Source organism: Acinetobacter sp. YZS-X1-1 (genome assembly GCF_000804305.1).
In the GTDB taxonomy this organism is placed as follows: Bacteria; Pseudomonadota; Gammaproteobacteria; order Pseudomonadales; family Moraxellaceae; genus Acinetobacter; species Acinetobacter variabilis.
The window spans coordinates 20,476-36,468 of sequence record NZ_JWHB01000005.1; the positions used below are offsets into that span (position 1 = coordinate 20,476).

12 protein-coding genes are annotated in these 15,993 nt (G+C 43.5%); 4 read left to right on the forward strand and 8 right to left on the reverse strand.

Features of this window, described 5'->3' with window-relative positions; genetic code table 11:
* Nucleotides 1–20: 20 nt before the first annotated feature.
* Nucleotides 21–665 (reverse strand): TetR/AcrR family transcriptional regulator, encoded by a 645-nt coding sequence (locus RJ01_RS04710; protein WP_034170218.1) that lies wholly within the window; start codon nucleotides 663–665, stop codon nucleotides 21–23.
* A 138-nt stretch (nucleotides 666–803) separates the two neighbouring features.
* On the opposite strand from RJ01_RS04710, the gene RJ01_RS04715 reads away from it, so the two are divergent.
* Nucleotides 804–1,268: a hotdog fold domain-containing protein gene (locus RJ01_RS04715; protein ID WP_034170219.1), complete on the forward strand. Its 465-nt coding sequence runs from the start codon at nucleotides 804–806 to the stop codon at nucleotides 1,266–1,268.
* A 68-nt stretch (nucleotides 1,269–1,336) separates the two neighbouring features.
* On the opposite strand, the gene ssb is transcribed toward RJ01_RS04715, so the two are convergent.
* The 3 genes from ssb to RJ01_RS04730 form a co-directional block, all read right to left on the reverse strand.
* On the reverse strand, nucleotides 1,337–1,921 hold the full coding sequence (ssb, locus tag RJ01_RS04720) for a single-stranded DNA-binding protein (RefSeq protein ID WP_034170220.1): 585 nt from the start codon (nucleotides 1,919–1,921) through the stop codon (nucleotides 1,337–1,339).
* 51 nt (nucleotides 1,922–1,972) lie between these two features.
* Nucleotides 1,973–3,337 (reverse strand): MFS transporter, encoded by a 1,365-nt coding sequence (locus RJ01_RS04725; RefSeq protein ID WP_034170221.1) that lies wholly within the window; start codon nucleotides 3,335–3,337, stop codon nucleotides 1,973–1,975.
* Nucleotides 3,338–3,491: 154 nt separating this feature from the next.
* The gene (locus RJ01_RS04730; RefSeq protein ID WP_004781554.1) at nucleotides 3,492–4,583 is read right to left on the reverse strand and encodes a DUF475 domain-containing protein; all 1,092 of its coding nucleotides are present in this window, start codon (nucleotides 4,581–4,583) and stop codon (nucleotides 3,492–3,494) included.
* 222 nt (nucleotides 4,584–4,805) lie between these two features.
* Here RJ01_RS04730 and tenA point away from each other — a divergent pair, with 222 nt between their 5' ends.
* Both tenA and uvrA read left to right on the forward strand, forming a co-directional pair.
* Nucleotides 4,806–5,477: a thiaminase II gene (gene tenA / locus RJ01_RS04735; protein WP_034170222.1), complete on the forward strand. Its 672-nt coding sequence runs from the start codon at nucleotides 4,806–4,808 to the stop codon at nucleotides 5,475–5,477.
* A gap of 293 nt (nucleotides 5,478–5,770) precedes the next feature.
* A complete protein-coding gene (gene uvrA / locus RJ01_RS04740) occupies nucleotides 5,771–8,602 on the forward strand; it encodes an excinuclease ABC subunit UvrA (RefSeq protein WP_034170223.1) in 2,832 nt (943 codons plus the stop codon).
* 74 nt (nucleotides 8,603–8,676) lie between these two features.
* On the opposite strand, the gene RJ01_RS04745 is transcribed toward uvrA, so the two are convergent.
* Together RJ01_RS04745 and RJ01_RS04750 are read right to left on the reverse strand one after the other, a co-directional pair.
* Nucleotides 8,677–9,144 carry an HIT family protein gene (locus RJ01_RS04745; protein ID WP_034170224.1) on the reverse strand — a complete coding sequence of 156 codons (468 nt, stop codon included), beginning with the start codon at nucleotides 9,142–9,144 and terminating at the stop codon, nucleotides 8,677–8,679.
* 126 nt (nucleotides 9,145–9,270) lie between these two features.
* Nucleotides 9,271–10,980 (reverse strand): GGDEF domain-containing protein, encoded by a 1,710-nt coding sequence (locus RJ01_RS04750; protein WP_034170225.1) that lies wholly within the window; start codon nucleotides 10,978–10,980, stop codon nucleotides 9,271–9,273.
* Nucleotides 10,981–12,104: 1,124 nt separating this feature from the next.
* On the opposite strand from RJ01_RS04750, the gene omp33-36 reads away from it, so the two are divergent.
* Nucleotides 12,105–13,001 (forward strand): porin Omp33-36, encoded by an 897-nt coding sequence (gene omp33-36 / locus RJ01_RS04755; RefSeq protein WP_034170226.1) that lies wholly within the window; start codon nucleotides 12,105–12,107, stop codon nucleotides 12,999–13,001.
* Between the two features lie 65 nt (nucleotides 13,002–13,066).
* Here the strand turns inward: omp33-36 and RJ01_RS04760 are convergent, their stop codons facing one another.
* Entirely contained in the window at nucleotides 13,067–15,031 is a 1,965-nt protein-coding gene (locus tag RJ01_RS04760) for a choline BCCT transporter BetT (protein ID WP_034170227.1), read from the reverse strand.
* 178 nt (nucleotides 15,032–15,209) lie between these two features.
* Complete coding sequence (locus RJ01_RS04765; RefSeq protein WP_004781539.1) at nucleotides 15,210–15,926, reverse strand: ion channel; 717 nt, start codon at nucleotides 15,924–15,926, stop codon at nucleotides 15,210–15,212.
* Nucleotides 15,927–15,993: the final 67 nt, after the last annotated feature.

Genomic DNA, 15,993 nt, shown 5'->3' on the forward strand with positions numbered 1-15,993 from the left:
TTTTTATCTTTCTAATTTGTTTAATCGATTTTGGCGAATTCACTTTCTTGAAAATGCTGTATAGATTTCCAAGCCGATTTTGCTAAGGCTGCTGCATAATGTTTGGGAGAGGTTTGAACTCGGCCAGATAACCAGCTCCGGCAATAACTTTCAGTGGGTCCAATGATCAGTGACATAAGCAGTTCCAAGGGAACAGCTTGTAATTGATTGGTATCTATCTGTTGAGCCAACCATTGTTTTAAGTCTTGATTGCGCTGCTGATTCGACTGCTGTAACTCCTTTTTGAAGTCACTGCTTTGAACTGTATGATGCGCAGCATAAAGAAAGCGGGCAAAATCAGGATACGCTACGACCCAATCGATATAACTCTGAATCACCGCCTGTATGCCTTGTTCAATACCCTGAACTTGCGACAAAGCCTGTAAACGCTGCTTCGACTGATCTGTAAGTGCTGCAATATACAGTGCTGCAATGATCCCTTCCTTGTTTTTAAAATGATGGTAGATCGCCCCAATACTGGTATCGGCCTGATCACGGATCATTTCAATCGTAGTCGCAGCAATGCCTGTGCGCAGAAATTCTGTCAATGCGCATTCCAGAATCTGACGTTTGAGTAAAGCCCGTCTTCCCTTAAAAATTCTTTCCAGCAATTCCATGTTTTGCATCTTTAATATTTAAATCCTCTCTATTTTTAAAAGCAGGCTGACAGCCTGATGTCTGGTTTTTGTCAGATGCGCCAATACAGAATAATATTCTGTATGAGAATATTATTCTGATTAAAAATAATATACAGGAAGTTATAGATGAGCCAAGCCCTAAAAATCTGGAAAAGCCTAGAAAATAAGCCAGCCGGTAAATATCTTTTTTCTAAATTACTTTGTCTAAAAGCACCTTATTTCGGCAGCATTTCTCCACTGTTTGAAGATTTAAAGCCTGGATATTGTGCAGTGAACATCAAGAAACATCGTGCCGTGCTGAATCATTTAGGCACTGTACACGCGATTGCCATGTGCAATATGGCTGAACTGGCAGGCGGCACCATGACCGATGCAACCGTTCCGAAAACTCATCGCTGGATTCCCAAGGGTATGCAGGTCGAATATGTCAAAAAAGCTACTACTGACCTAGTTGCGATTGCGACACCCGCCGAGCCTAACTTTATATGGAAGGAAGGCAGCGATTATCTGGTCAATGTAGAAATTAAAGATACTGCAGAAGAAGTCGTGTTTCGGGCAGTGATCACCATGTGGGTGTCCGTGAAAAAATAGAAGAACCTCGATATGAAAACCCGCCATTTGGCGGGTTTTGATGATGATTTGCCTTTCTAATGTCGGGATTAAAAAGGAAGATCATCATCCAGATCAGCTGCAGGTGCTGCTACTGGAGCAGGTGCAGACTTCGGCGCATAACCACCCTGGTTATTTTGGTTATTATTGCCATAACCACTGCCCTGATTATTGTTAAAACCGCCTTGCTGAGGCGCTGAGCCATAACCACCTTGCGGATTATTGCCATAACCGCCACCCTGGTTATTGTTATTAAAACGTGGCTGGTTAAAACCGTTATCGCCCTGCTCGCCTTGTGGACGACCAGAATCCAGCATTTGCATTTGCTCACCACGGATTTCCGTTGTGTAGCGTTCTTGACCGCTTTGATCTGTCCATTGACGGGTACGTAATGAACCTTCGATATAAACTTTAGAACCTTTGCGCAGATATTGCTGTGCAATTTCACCTAAACGGTTATGCAGCACAATACGGTGCCATTCGGTTTGCTCTTTACGTTCGCCCGTATTTTTATCAGTCCATGAATCGCTGGTTGCGATAGAGAATTGAGTGAGAGAACCACCATTTGGGAAAGTTTTGGTCTCAGGATCTCGACCTAAAGTACCAACTAAAATGACCTTATTAACACCACGCATCAGACGTACACTTCCTATTTATTTCTATATTTTACTTTATAAGAGTTATGTTTAAATGGCTACCTCTTTACCTAACAAGTGCGTTAATTGTTGTCGCGAAACATCATCAACCTGCTGTTTATCGACCTTGACAAAGGCGACTTGCTGTTCAGACATGACCACAACCTCTTCAATACCACGAATCGCCAAAAGTTGAGAAGTCCATTCATCTGTTTGTTTACTCTCTGGCAGACGAAGCACGAGCGATGAAAGATAGCGTGGTTGAGCCAACCCAAAACTCATGAGCAGCCAAATTATAGCAATTGCCGATAAAATACTCCAACCGAGCGAAGTGTTGTTGAGTAACAACAATTGTCCACCGATAATCCCGCCAAAGAATGCGCCCAGGAACTGACTACTGGCATTCACGCCCATCGCAGTGGCTTTGGATTGAATCGGTGCTGCCTTAGATAGCCAAGAAGGCAGTAAAGCTTCCATGACGTTAAAGGCAATAAAGAACAGCCCTAATCCACCGATCAGCACATATTTGGATTCAAAGCCAAAAATCATGATCAACAGACCCAGAATAATCCCGCCAATCGCTGTCAGGAAAATGCTGCGCATCTTGCGGTATTTCTCTGCCAGTACAATGCTCGGAAAAGCAAAGAATAGACTGACGACCAGCAGCGGCAGATAAACCCAACCATGGCTCGATAATGGCAGTTCAGCAACTTCAATCAGTTGCGATGGCACATAAATAAACATCGCTGTAAGCAGCAAATGCAGGGTAAATACTGAAATATGCAGACGGTTCAGATCCCCCATTTTCAAGACCTGTTTCAGCTGCTCCAGATAACCTTGCTGAAAATTTTTATGATGACGGGTAACTTTAGGAACCATCAATAGCATCGCAATCGCAGCCAGTCCCATCACTGTGGTCACCCAGAACAGACCGGAAATGCCGACCAATCCTGTCACCCATGGCCCCATGGTAAAGGCCACCACAAAGGACAGGCCGATACTCATGCCCATTACCGCCATGGCTTTCATGCGGTTTTCTTCACGGGTCACATCGGCCAGTAAGGCCATTACCACTGCTGAAACTGCCCCGCCACCGGCAATCGCACGACCGATGATCACGCCATAAATGGTGTCAGACATCGCAGCAATCGCGCCACCTAGAGCGAATAACAACAAGCCCAAAACCACCAGAGGCTTACGGCTATAGCGGTCCGCAATCAGGCTAAACGGAATCTGTAAAATGGCCTGCGTCAGACCATAAATACCCACCGCCAGACCAATCAGTGCAGGCGTAGCATATTCATATGACTGCCCTGCTACAGAGAATACAGGGATGATCATAAACAACCCCAGCATGCGCAGTGCGAAAATACTGCTCAGGGCAAAGGTCGAGCGACGTTCTAAGGCATTCATCATAAAGTCTGGCGATCGAGTTAGTTAATCTTGATGCGCAGATTATAGGCCATTCCGCTCAAAGGAATGCATGAATTTTATTTGAAATAAAGATGAGGACTATCTGAAAAATAAAAAAGCGTAGCCGGAGCTACGCTTCTCGTCAGCGATCACAGGACTATTTGCCTGCTTTTAATAACTGACGCTTGGTATATTGGATCGAAGCAATGACTGCCCAGATAATGAAAGCCACACCGATCAGACCAGTTACCACTTCAGGAATATGCACACCGGTACTGCTTGCCAGCATAATAAATGCCAGAGCACCAATCGCATAGTGCGCGCCATGTTCCAGATAGATATAAGCATCCAATGTGCCTTTATCGACTAAGTAAATGGTCATCGAACGCACGAACATCGCACCGATGGCCAAGCCTAACATGATGATTACCACGTCAGACGTAATCGCAAAGGCACCGATTACCCCGTCGAAACTGAAAGAGGCATCGAGTACTTCCAGGTAAAGGAAGCCACCAAAGCCGGCTTTTACGACGCCAGTCGGTACACCTTCAGCATCGTGACGAACGGCATTACCCTCTTCGTCTACTTCCGGTTCCCCGCCTAGCATATGGCTTAGGACCTGTACGCCGATATAAATCACGATCCCCCAGATCCCGGCCAGAATAACATCCAGACGTTTTGCTTCTTCAACCTGGAAATCCATGATTAATAAAGCAATCAGGGTAATAAAGACCGACATCGCCGGAACGTTCGCCAGATGCGCCAGACGGCGTTCCAGCATGCGGAACCAGTGGGTATCTTTTTCTTCATCCAGGAAGAAGTTCAGAAATACCAGCATCAGAAAGGCACCACCAAAGGCAGAAATCTCGGCATGATGTGCCATCAGTTTGGCCGAATATTCTTTTGGTGCATTTAAGGCGAGCTGCACCACTTCCATAAAGCCCATATCCGCAGTTACGGCCACAATGACCACCGGGAAAATCAGGCGCATCCCGAAAACTGCAACCAGAATCCCGACCGTCAGGAAAATCATTTTCCAGAAATGATCCCAACCGCGCAGGACGGATGCATTGACAACCGCGTTATCAAACGACAACGACACTTCCATAATCGCCAGAATAGCGGTGATGGTCAGTGCTGTGAACATGGTTTGCAGGCCCGCTTCCGGACCATGGGTAAATCCCCAATAAGCAGACAAACCAAGGCACACGATCGAAAATACGATTGAGAAACCAAAGTGTTTCAACATATATATCGACCTTAGATAAATTTCATTAAATGCATTTCTTTAAATGTAGAGAAATACTAAAACTCAAAGTTGTCCCAATTATGAAACTTTTGCCGCATAAACCAAAGCACTTCCTGAACCATTTTTAGGTATTTTCTGCTTTTCAGATTTGCTGATCTTTTAAACAGATTTATCTTTGCTATAGTGCTGGAGGTTTTGACTTCAACTGCTAAGGATTTCAGTATGAGTTTCTCTCAAGACGTATGGCAACGTAATCTCGGACTTTATCAAAAGACATTGGCGCTGCCTTTTAACCAGCAACTGGCGCAGGGAACATTAAATCGTGAAGCTTTTAGTCATTATGTAATTCAGGATGCACATTATCTGCTGGCCTATGGCCGTGCGCTGGCGGTGTGTGCAGCCAAAGCTTTTGAAGCAGATGACGTAATCCAGTTTAGTGAAGCAGCTAAAACTGCCATTGTGGTCGAACGTAGCCTGCATGATGGCTTTATGCAGGATTTTGGCATCAGCAAAACCCAATTCGAAAACACACCTTTGACTCTGGCCTGCCATCATTACACCTCTTATTTACAGGCAACGGCTTGGGCAGAAAGTTATCCGGTGGTTCTGGCTGCCCTTTTGCCATGTTTCTGGATCTATGCGAAAGTGGGTAAGGATATTGTCGATAAGGTAGCGCCGAATAACCCGTATCAGGCCTGGATTGATACCTATGCCGGTGAAGATTTTCATACAGCGGTACGCAATGTAATTGCCACTGTGGATCGGGTGGCAGCGCGGGTCGATGCTGATACTCTGGAAAAAATGCATCAGGCCTATACCCATGCAGCACGTCTGGAATGGCTGTTCTGGGATAGTGCTTATGAACAACGCCAGTGGCCGGGTCTGGATGATTAATTTTAGTGTCTATTCACTGAGCCCTGTCCAATCCAGGGCTTTTTTATTTTTAAGCCAAACCATAAATAATGAAAAGTGAAGCTAATTTCGATGTAGGTATACATCATAAAATTTAACCCATTAGACGTTTTGAAGAAAGCAAATTCACTCCACGTTTTTACCCAGTTGCTTTAGTACTGATCTTTTGACCAATATCCGACACAACTTGACGTTTAAAATACTTTTATTTGCACTTGAACATTTTTCATTCGGTATCATATAAAGGTTTTTGATGAATTTTCTAGGATCATTGCATGAGCCAAAGTCACATCCGTATTCGAGGTGCACGTACCCATAACCTGAAAAATGTGAACCTTGATATTCCACGCGACAAGTTTGTGGTGATTACGGGACTGTCTGGTTCAGGTAAGTCCTCATTGGCATTCGATACGTTATATGCGGAAGGTCAACGCCGTTATGTAGAATCGCTGTCTGCTTACGCGCGTCAATTCCTTTCGCAAATGGAAAAGCCGGAAGTTGATTCGATTGAGGGCCTAAGCCCAGCCATCGCTATTGAACAGAAATCGACTAGCCATAATCCGCGTTCGACTGTAGGCACCATTACCGAAATCTATGACTATTTACGTCTGCTCTATGCACGTGTAGGCACACCTTACTGTCCGGAACACGATCTGCCTATGGTGGCACAGACCGTAACTGAAATGGTCGATGCGGTTAAAGAACTGGAAGAAGGTGCTGCACTGTTATTGCTAGCGCCTGTCGTGCGTGAACGTAAGGGTGAGTACACAGCGCTATTTGAACAACTGCAAAGCCAAGGCTTTGTACGTGCACGTGTCGATGGCGAGATCATGGAAATTGATCCGCCACCCGAGTTGGACAAAAAGAAAAAACATACTATTGAAGTCGTGGTTGACCGCTTTAAGGTCCGTGATGATCTCGGTAACCGGATTGCAGAAAGTTTTGAAACTGCACTGCGTCTCGGTGGTGATATCGCGATTTTGTCCTGGATGAAAGGCGAAAATGATGATCGCGTGTTTTCTGCCAAACACTCCTGTCCGGAATGTGACCGCGCTGTGGCTGAACTGGAGCCACGCCTGTTTTCATTTAACAATCCCTTCGGTGCCTGCCCGGTCTGTGATGGTCTGGGCACCCGTAGCCATTTCAGTGCGGACAAACTGATTCCCAATCAGGAAGTCAGCATCAGCCAGGGTGCGATTCGTGGCTGGGACCGTCAGCGTCCATATTATTATAGCATGCTGCAAAAAGTAGCTGAGCATTTTGGCTTTTCTCTGGAAACGCCTTGGAATGAACTGGATGCCAATACCAAGAAGAAATTCCTTTACGGTACCGGCAAAGAAAAAATTGACCTGAGCTATATTGATGAACGTGGTCGCCGTCATAATCGGGTGATGCCATTTGAAGGTATTTTGCCGCATCTGGAACGCCGTTACCGCGAAACCGAGAGTAATTATGTCCGTGATGATCTAGCGCAGTATCTATCCAATGCCGCTTGTGATGCTTGTGATGGTTCACGTCTGAATGAAATTTCGCGTAATGTGAAAATTTTGGATAAGACCATTGCCGATGTTACCCGCATGTCGATTGGCGATGCTGAGAGCTATTATCAAGGTATTAATCTGGAAGGTGCCCGCGGTGAAATTGCGGACAAGATTTTTAAGGAAATTCGTGAACGCCTGCACTTTCTGGTATCTGTGGGTCTGAACTATTTGAGTCTGTCCCGTTCTGCTGAAACCCTGTCTGGCGGTGAAGCACAGCGTATCCGTCTAGCCTCACAAATTGGTGCTGGCCTCATGGGTGTGATGTATGTACTGGATGAACCTTCGATTGGTCTGCATCAGCGTGATAATGATCGCCTGTTACAAACCCTGATTCGTCTGCGTGACCTCGGTAATACTGTTTTAGTGGTCGAACATGATGAAGATGCAATTCGTGCCGCAGACCATATTATTGATATTGGTCCGGGTGCCGGTGTACATGGTGGCCATGTGATTGCAGAAGGAACTTATCAGGAACTCGCTGAAAACAAAGATTCCCTGACTGGTAAATATCTGTCTGGCAAACTGAAAATTGAAGTGCCGAAAAAACGGGTTCAGCCACCAAAACCGGAAGAACAGATCAAATTGATGGGTGCTGCCGGGCATAACCTGAAGAAAGTCGATCTGACCATTCCATTGGGAATCATGACTTGTGTCACCGGTGTTTCAGGTTCTGGCAAATCTACGTTGATTAACCGGACTCTGTTGCCACTGGCAGCGACTCAGCTGAATGGTGCAACCACGCTGACTGCCGAGAAATTTGATTCGATTGATGGTCTGCAATTTCTGGATAAAGTGGTGGATATTGACCAGAGCCCGATTGGTCGTACGCCACGTTCGAACCCAGCAACTTATACCGGTTTGTTTACTCCAATTCGTGAACTGTTTTCACAGACTCCGGAAGCCAAAGCGCGTGGTTATACCGCTGGCCGTTTCTCGTTTAACGTGAAAGGCGGACGCTGTGAGGCTTGTGAAGGTGATGGCATGATCAAGGTAGCGATGCACTTTCTGCCGGATATGTATGTGCCGTGTGACGCCTGTCATGGCAAGCGTTATAACCGTGAAACGCTGGAAGTGAACTACAAAGGTAAGAATATTTCCGATGTATTACAGATGACCGTTGAAGATGCCATGCATTTCTTTGATGCGATTCCAGTGATTCATCGTCGTCTGGAAACTTTGCATCAGGTTGGTCTGGGCTATATTCGTCTGGGTCAGTCAGCGACGACACTTTCAGGTGGTGAAGCGCAGCGTGTCAAGCTGGCGCGTGAACTGGCTAAACGCGATACCGGTCAAACCCTGTATATTCTGGATGAACCGACCACAGGTCTACATTTCCATGATATTGCCAAACTGCTGGATATCTTGCATCAGCTCCGTGACAGGGGCAATACCATCGTGGTGATTGAGCATAATCTGGACGTGATTAAAACTGCCGACTGGGTCGTGGACTTGGGCCCTGAAGGTGGTTCGGGTGGCGGTATGATTGTCGCGGAAGGTACTCCGGAAGATGTTGTGAAAATTAAGGCTTCACATACAGGGAAATTCTTAAAGCCATTATTAAAGTAATTTAATCCTCCCCAACCCTCCTTTTTCAAAGGAGGGATTGCCCTTCTTTTTAAAAGAGGGGCTTTTATTTTTGACTATGCGATTGAGCAAATATTTTCAGCCAATTGTGCCAGCTTTTGATCATCCGCCCTTCGACCATCATGTGATGAAATATAGCCCTCATAAGCATCAAAATATTTATCAATCGAAGAATTAATTGGCTGCCAGTTTTCATGGGTATTTTTAGTCTGATGTATTGGAAATTGCTTTACATGCACATGATCGACACCAAATCCCTCGAACACCACTGCTGTTCGGCCAACGTCATCAAAATAACGATCCAATTTTAGGGCTACCTGCTTGGTATATAAAACCAGATTTGTCAGCACCTGGTCACTCAGTTCAAAGGCATAGCTGGAATAATGCTGTTTTGGAATCACTACGCTTGCGCTTAATGTATTGGGAAATATAGTAAGAAACGCCATAAAATCATCATTTTCATCGATTAAATGACATGGCAATTCCCCTTTTACCATTTGACAGAAAATACAATTTTTACTCATTTTAATATCCCCTAAATTTTTATATTTTTAAAAATTTCAGTGAAATTTACTTTATTTTTTAATAATATAAACTATAAAAGTTATGACTCTTCAGAATGTTTAGCTTAAAAAATTCAGTTAACTGGCTTAAACCTCAGCCACGACATTGCGTCCTTTTGCTTTGGCCTTAAATAGCGCCTCATCAGCCTGTTCCAGCAAAGCGGTCCATGACTCTGCGCCAATCGCCACCCCAATACTCACCGATACATGAATATCTTCATCAGCTGAGGTCAGAATAGAATGCTCAGCGACTTCAGTCCGGATTTTATTCGCCAGCATGAAAGCATGCTGCATCTCGATATTTTCAATCAGGACCAGAAACTCATCGCCGCCATAACGAACCAGCAGATCCGAAGCACGGACATTGGCTTTTAAGCGTTCTGCAACCAGCTGAATGACCTGATCACCAATAATATGCCCATATTGATCATTCACCTGTTTGAAGTGATCAATATCAATAATCATCAGGCAGGTTCGCTTAAACTGGGTCGGATGCGTTTCCATAAAACGGATATATTCATCGAGCGCAAAACGGTTAGCCAGTCCGGTCAGGGAATCGGAATGGGCAATATTTTTCAGTCGAAACTCTAATGCTTCACGCTCTTGCAGCATGTGCTGCAGTTTTTGAATTGCTGTAAATAAGGATTCAGTAGGCCGGTCTATTTTTAGTTTTGATTGTGTTTGCTTCCGTTCAGATCCAGTAGACAAATCAAATAAAATTTTACGTGCGCGAATTAAAGGAATAAAGATGCGTTTACGCGCAAAAATCATGGTCAAAATTGCCGTAATCAGGGAAATTCCAGATAAGGCCACCGTCCAGATCAAATGATTCAGACTGTGGCGCATTTCCTTAATAGCCACATCTTTGGTGTATTGCAGTAAATAGTTCTGCAAATCAATCACTGTTGTAAATTTATCTACAATGGCTTCAGTCAGCTGAGTTCCAGTTAAATAATAAGGACGCTGTTGTCGACTATCTTCAATCAGTCGCTCCACAATCGGTAAACCTTGCTGAATAAATTCAGTGCCGACCCTTTGATGTAAACGAATAAATTCATCGGTTTTGCCCTGAACAGGCTGTAGCGTATCAATAATATCCCAGAGGTAGCGTACCTGATGCTGGACCTGCAAGGAACGGGTAATGTTTTGCTCTGGAATCCGGGTTCCAAATGTCACATGAGCCATAACATTTGACGCTACCCGACCCGATTGATCCCTGAGATCAGATAAAAACAGGATTTCACTCATATAATTATCCAAACGGGCAGATGGAGTCGCAGAGGCAATCACTACACCTTTCAGAATTTTACGGCTGCTCTCCCAAACACTAAACATGGCGAGAATGGCCTGATCCATTTCCTGTGCAGTACGTTCCGGGCGAGGTATATGAGTATAGAGATCGACCTGCTTACGCCCATATTGCAGACTAGGCTTTAACTCAGATAAAAGTTGCTGGCTTAAGTGATTAAAACCGACCTGATCGAGTGCCTGAGCTGTCATCTGCATCTGTTGATCGACTTCCTGACGGTAATCGCTTAACTCCTGCTGATGTTTGGCAAATTCCTCAACCGAACTGGACATAACTTTGTTGGCGGGTGCCCGTTCACGGGAGATTTTATTGGCGAGATCGGTGACCTGTTGTAAGGCATCAAGCTGCTGATAGGTTTGTTTTGATTTCAAATAATGTTGAGTACTATCAATAATCAAGGGAATACAAATACACAATAAACATAAAATAATGATCGACATCGACCAGTACAGATGTTTGCTGATTTTCTCAGAGCGCAAAGTATTCATCTTGATTTTTAGTCCTTCACATCAATCAAGGACTCCCCATTTAATAGTAGATAGATTATACAAATAAACACCTACTCATCATCAATATTTCTTCCCAATTACGTTGATTTTCAGAAGGTTTTTCTTATGTTCTTAAAGGTTTTAGCTCTTTATATTTTCAGGATTTTCTATCTGTTATCACTAAAACATAAATAGGAATGAAAATTTCATAATTTAAAATATAAGAAAATTAAAAAACTCGCTTTCTGAACTATTTACACGTGCAACAATTAGGTGCATAATGCACCGCATTAGGGCGAGTTAAATTATTCCTCAGCAGATTTTTTGATTTACCCGCAAATTTTGGCGAAAAAACCTCAATTCTTTATAGAAATTGAGGTTTTTTTTGCAATTTTATAGAACAAGACTATTTTTAAATCGAATTAACGCACCATTAAGGTGCATTAAAGAGTCATCTTTGACGGCTTTCTATACTTGTTCTTTCATCTTCTTTTATGAAGTAATCCGTAAACTGAGATTTCCAGAAAATTTAGGTAAAAAAAAGCCCAACCTTGGGGAAAGCTGAGCCAATAAAAACAAAAATATGTGGAGAATCAGGCTAAATCACTATGAAAGTGTGAACTCTAACTTGATTTTCATATTATGTAAAATTCCCCCAAAAATGTAAAGTCGATTGCTTCAGTCAAAATTATAAAACATGCCCATCTAGCTTAAAAAACAGACATTCATTCTGAAGCTTGAGCTGATTATTCTCTAAAATTAAGCAATCCAGTCAAGACATGTTGCGCCAGACATCTTGCACTTCTTGACACATTTATGAATTAGCTCACCGATTATTAATTGTTTTAATAGATTATTAAATTAAAATTGATCGTACTAAGTGATTTAAATAATCACACAATTTCTCCTTAATTTTTAGTCAAAATCTATATTTAAATTCTAGCTTTTTGTTATACAAGAGTTTTTATCTAAAATGGCTTCCGAGCCTGATACTTGAATTTTACACAAAATTAATACAATGATTTAGCTTAAAAAATAGCGATTTCGAATTGGATTGACTTAATAAATTGTCACAATACAATACGTTCCTGTTGTACATCTTTTGTAACAAAATGGTAAATATCATGAAAAAACTCGGTTTAGCCACTGCTTTATTATTAGCCATGACCGGTGCTCAAGCATATCAATTCGAAGTTCAAGGTCAATCAGAGTTCATCGACAACACTGTAAATGACAAAGATTTCACTGGTGCTGTTCAAGGTACTTACTACTTCAAAGATGTAGACGCTTCTAAAGGTCCTTTAGCTGAAGCTGCTTTCATCAACCAGGCATCTAACGTTTCTGCTGCTTATACATATGGCGAATATGATGTAGATGCTGATGCTAGAGACCAGACTTCTTATACTTTCGGTGTGAAAGGTGAAGCTTACATCCCAACTAAAGTTGTTCCTGCTTATGCAAGTGCTTCTTATAGCCATACAATTACTGATGGTAAAGGTGGCCAAAATGATGACAATGGCGACCGTTATGCATTAGAAGTAGGTGTACTCCCTATTCCTAACTTCCTGGTAGCTGTAGGTTACACAAGCGTTGCAGACCAAACTTCTTATGACGCTTTCAATATGTTCAACAACGGCGTTGCTAAAGCTGCTCTTGAGTCTCGCACAATCGATGAAGACCAAGATGCAATCACTGCACGTACTAAATATGTAGGCGCAATTGACGGCACTAACATGTCACTTGGCTTCGAAAGCGGCTTGGTTTATGGTGAAGATACTGCTTACAACCTAGGTACTACTTTGTACATCAACCCTAAATTAAGCGTTGGTGCATCTTATATGGAATCTAGCTACGCTAACTCTCCAGACAAAGCTTGGGGCGCAAACGTAAACTACTTCATCACTCCAGCAGTTGCTGTAGGTGCTAGTTATGTGAACTCAAACTACGAAGCAAATCTTGCTCAAAATGCTGTAGTTCGTGATACACAAACTGTAGGCTTAAATGCTAAATTCCGTTTCTAATTTCTGAATTAGTGACTGAATAAAAAAAGGACGCTGATGCGTCCTTTTTTTATTGGATCAAATATTTATTCTGGAGAACGGACCAGACTTAAAAAATGCAGATGACGTTCATATTGGTCAATGATGTCCTGGATTAAATCTTCCTGAGTCCATTCCATCACATCATAGTTTTGTCCTCCTTCCCTTAAAAAGACTTCTGCCTGATAAGACTGCGGAGAATCTGCATCTGGCATAAAGCTCGGTGCTAAAGTTTGGGTAGCAATGACCTGATAAATGAAGTTCATTTCATTCTGATGATCGACACGTAACTCGATCCCATCTTCTAGTTTAAAGATTTTCACCTGGATGTGACGACGTTTCAGTTCAGCCTGAAAACTGTTAAAGGCTTTGCTGACCATCGTATCAATATAATCACGTACTTCATCATGCGTATGCGGATAATGCATAATTAAACCGAGTCGCTGTTGCCAGCTACGCGGGTTCTGAATGGCTCGTGGGGTAATGCGTGCAGCTTGTAGCGCATGCATTTTCGTTACATCCAGATGCAGGGCCTTAATCAGTCCCCAGCAAATCAGCAGCATAATAAATGTAAACGGCAAAGCACTCATAATTGTAGCCGACTGCAAGGCTTCCAGCCCACCTGCCAGTAACAGAATGATGGCCAATAAAGCCATTAACACGGTCCAGAACAGACGCTGCCAGGTCGGTGAATTCTCGGTTTTAGCAGTGAGATAATCCGTGACTAATGATCCTGAATCTGCTGAAGTGACAAAGAACAGAATAACCAATACCGTAGCGATAATACTGGTGACTGAATTAAATGGCAGATTACCTAAAAATTCGAACAGCGCTACAGAGGAGTCACGTTGTACTGCTTCAAGCAGATTGGTATTGGCTTCATGCATGATGCTGAATAATGCAGCATTACCCATAAAGCCCATCCAGATCAGGGTAAATCCGGTAGGAATCAGTAGAACCCCAACAATAAACTCGCGGATACTGCGGCCTTCGGATACTCGGGCAATAAACATCCCGACAAATGGCGACCAGGAAATCCACCAGGCCCAATACATAATGGTCCAGCCACCAATCCAGCCACTAGGCTGATAGGCATACAGATTAAAGGTCATGCTAAACAGATTAGAGACATACTGGCCGGCATTTTGGATGGTGGTCTGTAACAAATAGATACTTGGACCGGCAGCAAAAACAAAGATGAGTAGCAGTAAAGCAAGCAGCAGATTCAGTTCAGCCAGACGTTTGATGCCCTTATCCAAACCAAAAAATACGGACATAGACGCCATGATAGTAACGGCAATAATCAAAATGACCTGAGTACTAGGTGTTTGCTCAACTCCAAACAGATAATTTAGTCCGGAGTTAATCTGAGTCACCCCAAAACCTAAAGTTGTCGCAACCCCAAATACTGTCCCTAAGGTGGCAAAAGTATCTACCCCGTCTCCGATTGGGCCATGAATCCGGTTGCCGATCAGTGGATATAAGGCGGAGCGAACTTTTAAAGGCAGATTATGTCGATACGCAAAATAGGCCAATGACAGACCCACAATGGTGTAAATCGCCCAGGCATGCAGGCCCCAGTGGAAGAAAGTCACGCGAATAGCTTGCTGCGCGGCCAGTACAGTTTCTGGTTCACCAGCAGGCGGTGTGACATAATGCATAACCGGTTCTGCAACACCGAAAAACATCAGGCCGATCCCCATGCCTGCGGTAAACAGCATGGCAAACCAGGATGCCTGGCTGTATTTTGGCTGACTATGGTCGGGCCCGAGTTTGATTTTCCCGATATCAGACAGGGCAATATAAATCAGGACAATCAGAAAGATCGCCACGGAGAGGACGTAAAACCAGCTAAATGAAGTGGTAATCCACGCATTCATTTGCTTGGTCAACAGGTCAAATGAATCAGGTGCCAGTATTACCAGTCCCAAAAAAATGGCGATAATCACCACTGTACTAATAAAGACATTCGGATTGATATTGGCAAACCAGGATGAAGGTTTGGAAGGCATAGATCCCCCATTTTTTAATAAATTGAATGCCAGGAGGCTTGAATCATTATTGATAAGTAAAAACATTCTGATCGAGAGAATTACGATCAAAGATACGTTTTAGACCTTAAGATTTTAAAATATTCAGGAAAATAAAGCCGTTAAGTTACTGTAACCAAGCTATACAGCTCTGTACGTTCTATTCCTCAGGCTTTCTATGCTTATGTTGTATATGAGTCTGTTTAGGAAGATGGGAAATATACTGTAAGGCAATCAGACGCGAGACTATTAAGGCCAGATACATCACCCCGACAAACATCTGGATAATGGCCAACATCCGTGCGACCGGGCTGACCGGCATCACATCAGATAATCCTGTAGCAGACTGTACACTAAAGCTCAGAAAGAGCAGATCCAGCCACGGCTGATAAGCCTGCAACTCAGGATCTGAAAAGCTGTAAGGCACCCATAACTGGCAAATGCTATAGAGAAAAGCGAATCCCCAAGCCAGTAGTGTAAAGACTGCTCCTGCTGCAAACAGCTCATCCTTGGTCAGATAACGGTCATGAAACATATAACGTAACAAGCCATATGCTGCACTGAAATAGGCGCTGGCTTCAAACAGATGAGCAACGATCATGATCCAGGTATAGCGTAGCCCCAGCACAATCAATGACGAAAAGAAGATGGCGCCTGCGACAAAGATGAGTCCCAGAATGGTAAACATCGGAGTCTGACGAATCACCTTGGCAATTACCAGCAAGACCACCACCCCTAGCATCCATGTACCCGCGCGATAAGACACACTGTCATAACTCAGCATCGACAGGGTCAGAATCAGTAATTGTAGGCATAGCAGCCACGCAGAAGGCAGATACTTAAAATGGGTCCAGAATCGTAGCAGAGAGTGCTTCATGAGATTTGTCTTGATGTCCTATCGCACATCATTATTGTTATCGCTGGCTTAACATAGCATGATCTAG

What these genes read in the sequence shown, in the direction of transcription:
- RJ01_RS04710 (WP_034170218.1), bottom strand. Translation starts at nt 665, where the DNA reads ATGCAAAACATGGAATTGCTGGAAAGAATTTTTAAGGGAAGACGGGCT.
- RJ01_RS04715 (WP_034170219.1), top strand. Translation starts at nt 804, where the DNA reads ATGAGCCAAGCCCTAAAAATCTGGAAAAGCCTAGAAAATAAGCCAGCC.
- ssb (WP_034170220.1), bottom strand. Translation starts at nt 1,921, where the DNA reads ATGCGTGGTGTTAATAAGGTCATTTTAGTTGGTACTTTAGGTCGAGAT.
- RJ01_RS04725 (WP_034170221.1), bottom strand. Translation starts at nt 3,337, where the DNA reads ATGATGAATGCCTTAGAACGTCGCTCGACCTTTGCCCTGAGCAGTATT.
- RJ01_RS04730 (WP_004781554.1), bottom strand. Translation starts at nt 4,583, where the DNA reads ATGTTGAAACACTTTGGTTTCTCAATCGTATTTTCGATCGTGTGCCTT.
- tenA (WP_034170222.1), top strand. Translation starts at nt 4,806, where the DNA reads ATGAGTTTCTCTCAAGACGTATGGCAACGTAATCTCGGACTTTATCAA.
- uvrA (WP_034170223.1), top strand. Translation starts at nt 5,771, where the DNA reads ATGAGCCAAAGTCACATCCGTATTCGAGGTGCACGTACCCATAACCTG.
- RJ01_RS04745 (WP_034170224.1), bottom strand. Translation starts at nt 9,144, where the DNA reads ATGAGTAAAAATTGTATTTTCTGTCAAATGGTAAAAGGGGAATTGCCA.
- RJ01_RS04750 (WP_034170225.1), bottom strand. Translation starts at nt 10,980, where the DNA reads ATGAATACTTTGCGCTCTGAGAAAATCAGCAAACATCTGTACTGGTCG.
- omp33-36 (WP_034170226.1), top strand. Translation starts at nt 12,105, where the DNA reads ATGAAAAAACTCGGTTTAGCCACTGCTTTATTATTAGCCATGACCGGT.
- RJ01_RS04760 (WP_034170227.1), bottom strand. Translation starts at nt 15,031, where the DNA reads ATGCCTTCCAAACCTTCATCCTGGTTTGCCAATATCAATCCGAATGTC.
- RJ01_RS04765 (WP_004781539.1), bottom strand. Translation starts at nt 15,926, where the DNA reads ATGAAGCACTCTCTGCTACGATTCTGGACCCATTTTAAGTATCTGCCT.